Source organism: Nesterenkonia sp. HG001 (genome assembly GCF_034438835.1).
Classification (GTDB): domain Bacteria; phylum Actinomycetota; class Actinomycetes; order Actinomycetales; family Micrococcaceae; genus Nesterenkonia; species Nesterenkonia xinjiangensis.
Genome location: NZ_JAOSZD010000018.1, coordinates 1 through 7,425, shown reverse-complemented (window position 1 = coordinate 7,425; position 7,425 = coordinate 1). Strand labels below are relative to the sequence as shown.

Here is a 7,425-nt window from a genome sequence, read left to right as displayed (position 1 = left end):
TCGAGGTGACTCCCTCGCCGATGGCGGTGATGCGGCCGGTGGCTTCGTGTCCTAGCAGGTAGGGGTAGTTCTGGCCGATGAGGCCTTTTTGGTAGTGCTGATCGGTTTGGCAGACCCCGCAGGTGAGGATGTCCACCAGGGCCTCTCCGGGGCCGGGGTCGGGGATGATGATTTTTTCCAGGGTGGCTGGGGCGTCTTGGGCGGTGACGACGACAGCATTAACGGTATGAGGCATGGGTACTCCTGTGATGGCAGATGAGGGGCAGGTGGGCGTCTCAGGAACGCATTCGTGAAGCGGTGGGATCGAAGACGGGCTCTGCCGCGACACGGGCGTGGAGCCGACGGCCGAAGTACGAGACCTCGACGGCGGAACCCTCGGCGGCGAGCTCCGTGGGGAGCCAGGCATAGGCGAGGGAGAGGCCGGTGGTGTAGCCCTGATCGGCACTGGTGACGTAACCGACGGGACGCCCCTCGGGGTCCTGCGCGTGGTAGACAGGTTCGTGTCCCATGAGGACCATTGCGGGGTCATCCAGGGTCAGGCAGACGAGACGGCGTGCCGGCCGATCGGCACCGAGCTCCTTGAGCTTCTCCTGTGCGGCGCCGCGCACCGCGAACTCGATCCCTGCCTCCGCCGGGGTGTGTTCGCGGGTCATGTCGGCCCCCCACAGCCGCATGCCCTTCTCCAGCCGGAGGCTCTCGAAGGCCCGGCGGCCCACGGGCAGGATCTCCTGGGACTTTCCCGCGCTGATCAATGCGTCCCAGAGGTAGCGCCCGAACTCTGCGGGTGCGTACAGCTCCCACCCGAGCTCGCCGACATAGCTGAGCCGCATCGCGAGGACAGGGACCCCGCCCACGCTGAGACTGCGGCTCCGATAGAAGCGGAAGGCCTCGTGGGAGATGTCCTCCTCGACGAGCTGAGCCAGCACGTCTCTGGCCTGGGGTCCCCACAGCCCCAGTCCGCAGGAGCCGGAGGAGGCGTCGGCCAGGTGCAGCACGGTCGACCGTTCGCGCATCCTGCCCCACAGCCACGCGGCGTCCTGGCTCCCGTTGACTCCGAGGTGGTAGGTCTCCTCGCCGGTGCGAGCGATGGTGATGTCTGAGAGGATGCCGCCCCGATCGTCGAGCATCAGTGCGTAGACGATGCTTCCCACGGATCGGCCGACCGGTCGGCTCAGCAGGCCGTCGTCGGCGAGTCCGTTGAGGAAGTCTGTCGCACCCTTCCCCGAGAGCTCCCACCGGGGCAGGGACGACATGTCCACCAGTCCCACCGATTCGCGGAGCCGCCGTGCCTCGACCGCCACGAGGGGGCTCCAGAACTGCGCCGCCCACTGGTCTCGGGTGGGCATGGGTGAGTCGCCCAGCATCGGGACGGCGGGACGCTTGTCCGGCAGCATCGCGTTGGACTCGTACCACAGGGGACGCTCCCAGCCGTTGGCAGAGCTGAATGCCGCGCCCCGTCCGCGTTGGCGTTCGTAGAAGGGAGAGGTTCGGAGCCCGCGCAGGCGCAGCGTGGTGGCGCGGGGGTGGATGATGTCGTACACCTCGTCATAGGACTCCTCACCCAGTTCCCGGGCCGATCGCCGTGAGGTCAGGAGCGGGTCGAACCGGGAGACGTCGAGGCCGTGGGTGTCGATCCCCGGGTTCCCGGTGGTGAGCCATTCGGCGATGACCTGTCCGACGCCGGCGGACTGGGTCACCCACACGGATTGGGCCATCCAGAGCCCTTCGATTCCGGGCACAGGTCCCAGGAGTGGACCGCCGTCGGGGGTGAACGAGAAGATCCCGTTGAAGCTCTCGGCCTCGTCCAGGGCGGCGTCCTGGAGCTCAGGAAGGAGCTTCTGCACCTCGGTCCAGGTGGCCTCGAAGTCCTGCCGTGTGAAGGGGTGGATCGAGGCCTGGCCGCCCCGTTCGCTGATCTCCTCGGGGCTGGTGATGTCATGATCCTCGACTGGGATGGTCCTGTGCTCGTAGGCGCCGATGGCGATCCGGGAGCCCCATTCGCGGAAGTACACGCCGTGGCCCTGATGCCGGATCATCGGCCGGGCCACTTCGGTCTGCTCGTCGAGACTGGTCAAGGAGTCCAACGGAGTGCTGAAGCCGAAGCCGTGCTCGACCGGCAGCATCGGGATGTCCATGCCGAGCAGCTCGCGAGCCAGCTTCGGCCCCCACAGCCCGGCGCAGGTGATGACGATGTCGGCATCGATGACGTCGGGCTCCTGGTCCGACCCCACCGGCACGGTCTCGACGCCGGTCACCCGCTCGCCCGACCTTCTGATGCCCGTCACCTGCGTCTCGCTGATGATGCGAGCACCCCCGGCCTCAGCCCGTCGTGCCTGGAACTCCACGGCGCGCGCACCTTTGACGACGGCGTCGGTCGGGGTGTGCAGCGCACTCAGCACGTGCGTGGTGTCCAGCCCGGGCCAGATCTCCGCGACCTCTCGCGGGGCGAGAAGCTGAGCGGGCACACCCCAGGAGGCGGCGAAGTCCCGACGGCGGCGCAGCTCCTGCTCCCGTTCCGCAGTGGTGGCGAGTTCGAGCCCGCCGACACGCTTCATCACCCAGCGACCGTCGACTTCAGCACCGTCGAGCTTGTCGAGAGTCCGCTGGGCGAGCTCACACATCGCCTTGTTCGGAGAGGTCTGGAAGACGAATCCAGGCGCATGCGAGCTTGACCCGCCGGTCTCGTAGAGCGGGCCCTGCTCCACCACGGTGACGTTGTGCCAGCCGCGGAGGACGAGCTCGTCCGCGACAGCGGCCCCGACGACTCCTAGGCCGATGATGACCACACGGGGGTCGTGTGGGGCAGCGTGCTGGGACATGCATCCTCCAAGTGTTGCTGATTAAGAAACGTGGTGGTGAAGATGCAACCACTCTATGAATCGAGTGATGGGGAGCACAAGGGGGTTTCGCTGGAGATTCCCTGGATGTTCAGTCCTCGAAGAATCCCATTCTCGCTTCCAAGGGGCGGGCCTGCTCCTTGAGCAGCGTCGCGAGCTCTGCGAACTGGGACTCCGGGAGACGGAACGAGGGGCCGGTGATGGACAGGGCCGCCTTCACCTGGCCGCCCTCGCCCCGGACCGGCACGGCCAGAGCATTGATCCCCGGCTCCCATTCGGCCACGGCGGAGGCCCAGTTGCGGTGACGGATGGTCTCGAGTTCGGTCCGCAGGACTCCGGGGTCGGTCATCGTCATGCCCGTGAAGCTGTCGAGGCCGCGTTCGACGAGTCGGTCGAACTCGTCCTCCTCCGCATGCGCGAGCAGCATCTTGCCCGTCGAGGTGGCATGCAGAGGCCCGCGCTGCCCCACGTACTGGTGGCTGACGCTGAGCATCTGGTCATCGGTGGCCTGGATGATGGTCACGGCGTATCCGTCGTCGAGGATGGCGATGTTGACCGTCTCGTTGAGCTGTGCCGCCAGTGCATTGCAGCAGATCTGAGCGTCCTTGGTGAAGTCCATCTGGGCCGTGACTGAGTTGGCCATGCGCAGCAGTCCGATGCCGAGGCGGTAGGCGCCGCGTTCTGACTCCTGTTCGACCAGGTGGTGGAGCTCGAGGGTTCCGAGGAGGCGGAAAGCTGTGGAGCGGTGGACGTCGAGGTGTCGCGCGACCTCGGCGATCGTCATGTGTGGCTCTTCGCTGAGGGCCTTCAGGATCTCGACCGCGCGGTCCACGGACTGGATGCGGCTCAGGTTCTCTGGCTTCATGAAAATTTCTCTCGAATCAATCGGTGGATTCCCTTGACGTGACCAGCAGGTGCGGTGAAACTGATCACACAACATGTTGCGCATAGCAAATCATGTTGCTCTATAGGCAACACTAGGTGAAACCGGTGGTGATGGCAAGTGAGTTTCCGTGTCTGTTCCCTGCAGGATCTGACTCCGGGGGAAGGTCTGCGCATCGATGCAGTGAGCCCCCCGATCGCTGTGTTCCTGACCGAAGACGGCCAGGTGCACGCGATCGACGACACCTGCACCCATCAGGATGCCTCTCTGGCCGCCGGGTGGGTCGAGGACTGCAGGGTGGAGTGCCCGTTGCATGAGAGCACGTTCTCGCTCCGCACAGGAGCGGTCGATCAGCCGCCCGCGAAGCGCGGGGTGCGAGTCCACAGCGTCGAACTCGACGGCGAGGACGTCCTCGTGGAGCTCTCCCAGGACGCACCGAACCTGCCTCCGGGGGTGACGGTCTGATGGACACCACCTCGATGCAGAACCCCCGCGCCGGCCTCCCCGCCGAAGGACACCTGCTGATCGTCGGCGCAGGTCTGGCGGGCTACCACGTGGCACGCGGGGCCCGGCTCACCGGCCACGTCGGTCCGATCACCGTCCTCGGCGACGAGCTGCACCCCGCCTATGACCGCCCCGCATTGAGCAAGGCCTTCCTCAGCGGGGCCGCGGCGTTCGAGCACCTCGTGCTGGATGACCCTGAGAACCCCTTGGACGTGACATGGTTCGGTGGGGCCGCGGCCGAGCATCTCTCCGCGTTTCCCCTGGGCGTCCACACCTCCGACGGTCGTTTCCATGCCGCTGATGCCGTCGTCGTCGCCACTGGAGCGCAGGCCTGCCGTCTGCCGCTGTCCGGGGGAGCCACTTTCGTGCTGCGCAACATCGACGACGCGATGGCGCTGCGCAGTCGAGTGATCGAGAACAAGCGCATCGCCATCGTCGGTGGAGGTTTCCTGGCTCTCGAGGCGGGAGCCACCTGCGTGGAGCGGGGAGCCGCCGAGGTCACGGTGGCCGCCGGAGAGGACTACCCCGGCACCGCCAGGCTGGGGGTCCCCGTCGGCCAGGCCGTGCGGAAGCTCCATGAGCGGCACGGTGTCAGTTTCGCGCCCGCGAGCCGGGCCGACTCCGTCCGGGACGTGCCCGGTGGGCAAGAGCTGGTGCTGGCCAACGGCCACAGGGTGGAGGCTGACATCGTGATCTGCGCCATCGGCGCCACTCCGGCCACCTCCTGGCTGAGAGACGGCGTCCTGAGCCTGGACCCCACCAGCGGGGCCATCCTCTGCGATGACACCGGATTCACCGGCATGCCCGGCATCTGGGCTGCGGGGGACTGCGCCCAGTGGGCGTCGCAGGCGTCCGGGCTGCGTCCCGTCGGACATTGGCAGGAGGCCGTCGAACAGGCGGGCATCCTCTCGGCATCCCTCACCGGCACCTCACCGGCCCCCTTCCAGGAACCGTACTTCTGGTCCGAGCAGTACGAGGTGAAGATCCAGGCCGCCGGCCGGATCAGCCACGCCAACGAGGTGCGCGTGGTCGACGGCAGCATCGAGACCGATGACCTGCTGCTCAGCTACCTGCGTGACGGCGCAGAGGTGGGGATCCTCGGCTTCAACCGCCTGCGTGAGGTCAAGCGGTGGCGGAAGCAGCGGCAGATCCGCACCGCAGACGTGCTGGTCGCCTGAGCCCCTGGCGAGCCCCTGACCCCGGAAAGAGAGAACACATCCCCATGATCATCGATCACCTGGACGAGCCCCTTCCCGGTTCCTCCCTGCGGTCCACACCGCCGGGGGACACCTACACCGACCCGGAGATCTTCGCCCAGGAGCAGGCAGCGATCTTCGAGAAGATGTGGAACTGCGTGCTCCGAGCTGATTCTCTGCCCTCGGCCGGTGAATGGAAGAAGGTGACGATCGGCCGCGAGGAGATCATCGTGGTCCGGACCCGACGATCCGGCATCGCCGCCTACTACAACGTCTGCCGCCATCGGGGGATGCGAGTCTGCACCACCGATCAGGGGCGCAGCAAGACCCTGCAGTGCGGCTATCATGCCTGGACCTACGCGCTGGAGGGGGAGCTCGTCGCCGCTCCTAATCTGACCTCCATGCCCGATGTCGACAACAAGGCCTACGGCCTGCGACCGGTCCACGTACGCGAATGGCTGGGGTATGTGTGGGTCTGCCTGGCCGACATTCCCCCGGACTTCGACCAGGCCGTGCTCGGCGAGGTCAGGACCAGCTTCGGTGAGGTGGAGTCCATCGACAACTATGGCATCGAGAACCTCGCCTGCGGGGATACGAAGACCTACGACGTCCAGGCGAACTGGAAGCTCATCATCGAGAACTTCATGGAGTGCTACCACTGCGCCACGATCCATCCTGAGCTGACCGAGGTCATCCCCGAGTTCGCCGAGGGCCTCGCCTCTCAGCGCGAGAACGGCGAGGTCCATGGAGCCGCTTTCGGCAGCGAGATCGACGGCTTCACCGTCGACGGCTCCTCCGGGGTCTCCGAACTGCCCGCCATCGCGCCGGACCAGGAACGCAAGTATTACGCCATCACCGTCCGGCCACAGGTCTTCATCAACACCGTGCCGGACCACGTCATCCTCCACCGGATGTTCCCGGTCTCGGAGAGCCGCACCATCGTCGAGTGCGACTGGCTGTTCCTGCCCGAGGTGGTCGAGCAGATCCGCGCAGGATCCCTGGACGTGTCGAAATCCGTGGAACTCTTCCATCGGGTCAACCAGCAGGACTTCGAGGCCTGTGAACAGACTCAGCCGTCGATGTCCTCGAAGGTCTACGCCTCGGGCGGGGCATTGGTGCCCAGCGAGCACCACATCAGTGAATTCCACGACTGGTGGTATGAAGCTCTCGGCTGGCGTGCGCCGAAAGAGGCCCGCGACGAGCAGACGACGGCGGCGCAGGCGTCTCAATGACGATCAGTGTCTTTGATCTGTTCAGTGTCGGGATCGGGCCCTCTTCCTCTCATACGGTGGGGCCGATGCGTGCGGCTCGTCGGTTCGTGGTCGAGGAGCTGCCTGCTCAGAAGGATCTGGGTGGCCTGGTGGAGGTCCGGGTGGATCTCTATGGGTCTCTGGCCGCTACGGGGCAGGGCCACGGCACGTTCGAGGCGGTGCTGCTGGGCCTGGAGGGCTGGGATGCCGAGGCGATCCTGCCCGAGCAGGTCGATGAGCGCATCGAGGATATGCACGCCACCGGGACGGTCCAGGTCGGTGCCCAGGTCGGTGCTGGTTCTGGTGTGGACGTCACCCTGCGGGTGGAGGACTTCGTGCAGCGGCCCTTGACGTTCTTGCCGCAGCATTCCAATGGGATGGTCCTCACTGCCGTCGATGGTGCCGGCGCACCGTTGGCTGAGCAGACCTATTTCTCCATCGGCGGAGGGTTCGTGCTGACCGTGACCGAGGCTGAGGAGGCCTCACTGGGTGAGGTGGTCGAGTCCGCGGAGGCGGAGGTTCCCCACCCCTTCACCACGGCGGCCGAGCTCATGGAGCACTGCCGCAGCACCGGCCGGGCTGTCTCTGAGGTGATGATGGCCAATGAGACCGTGATGCGCCCGGAGGTGGAGGTCCGGGCGGGGGTGCTGCACATCTGGGGTGTCATGGAGGAGTGTAAGAACTCCGCGTTGGGCCGCACCGGGGTGCTGCCGGGTGGGTTGAACGTCCGGCGTCGTGCTCCGGGGTGGCATGCC

The 7,425-nt window shown here is 66.4% G+C and carries 7 protein-coding genes; 4 read left to right on the top strand and 3 right to left on the bottom strand.

What is annotated here, in order from left to right:
• From ODE13_RS16795 to ODE13_RS16785, 3 genes are all read right to left on the bottom strand, one after another.
• On the bottom strand, positions 1-235 hold a 235-nt coding region (locus ODE13_RS16795), incomplete at its 3' end, for an alcohol dehydrogenase catalytic domain-containing protein (protein ID WP_322480297.1).
• A gap of 40 nt (positions 236-275) precedes the next feature.
• Positions 276-2,819, bottom strand: coding sequence for a GcvT family protein (locus tag ODE13_RS16790; RefSeq protein WP_322480296.1), 2,544 nt, complete (start codon positions 2,817-2,819; stop codon positions 276-278).
• 109 nt (positions 2,820-2,928) lie between these two features.
• Complete coding sequence (locus ODE13_RS16785) at positions 2,929-3,702, bottom strand: IclR family transcriptional regulator (RefSeq protein WP_179540273.1); 774 nt, start codon at positions 3,700-3,702, stop codon at positions 2,929-2,931.
• A 138-nt stretch (positions 3,703-3,840) separates the two neighbouring features.
• Here ODE13_RS16785 and ODE13_RS16780 point away from each other — a divergent pair, with 138 nt between their 5' ends.
• The 4 genes from ODE13_RS16780 to ODE13_RS16765 all read left to right on the top strand — a co-directional run.
• The gene (locus tag ODE13_RS16780) at positions 3,841-4,185 is read left to right on the top strand and encodes a bifunctional 3-phenylpropionate/cinnamic acid dioxygenase ferredoxin subunit (protein ID WP_179540272.1); all 345 of its coding nucleotides are present in this window, start codon (positions 3,841-3,843) and stop codon (positions 4,183-4,185) included.
• Positions 4,185-5,402, top strand: a complete 1,218-nt coding sequence (locus ODE13_RS16775; protein WP_322480295.1) for an FAD/NAD(P)-binding oxidoreductase — start codon at positions 4,185-4,187, stop codon at positions 5,400-5,402. The genes ODE13_RS16780 and ODE13_RS16775 overlap by 1 nt, the downstream gene beginning before the upstream one ends.
• Before the next feature lie 44 nt (positions 5,403-5,446).
• A complete protein-coding gene (locus ODE13_RS16770) occupies positions 5,447-6,652 on the top strand; it encodes an aromatic ring-hydroxylating dioxygenase subunit alpha (protein WP_322480294.1) in 1,206 nt (401 codons plus the stop codon).
• Positions 6,649-7,425: serine dehydratase beta chain (locus ODE13_RS16765; RefSeq protein WP_322480293.1), on the top strand; the 777-nt coding region annotated here is incomplete at its 3' end. The genes ODE13_RS16770 and ODE13_RS16765, both read left to right, overlap by 4 nt.

Bases quoted from the DNA above. Each gene is read 5' to 3' on its own strand.
- ODE13_RS16790 (WP_322480296.1), bottom strand. From the start codon at position 2,819: ATGTCCCAGCACGCTGCCCCACACGACCCCCGTGTGGTCATCATCGGC.
- ODE13_RS16785 (WP_179540273.1), bottom strand. From the start codon at position 3,702: ATGAAGCCAGAGAACCTGAGCCGCATCCAGTCCGTGGACCGCGCGGTC.
- ODE13_RS16775 (WP_322480295.1), top strand. From the start codon at position 4,185: ATGGACACCACCTCGATGCAGAACCCCCGCGCCGGCCTCCCCGCCGAA.
- ODE13_RS16770 (WP_322480294.1), top strand. From the start codon at position 5,447: ATGATCATCGATCACCTGGACGAGCCCCTTCCCGGTTCCTCCCTGCGG.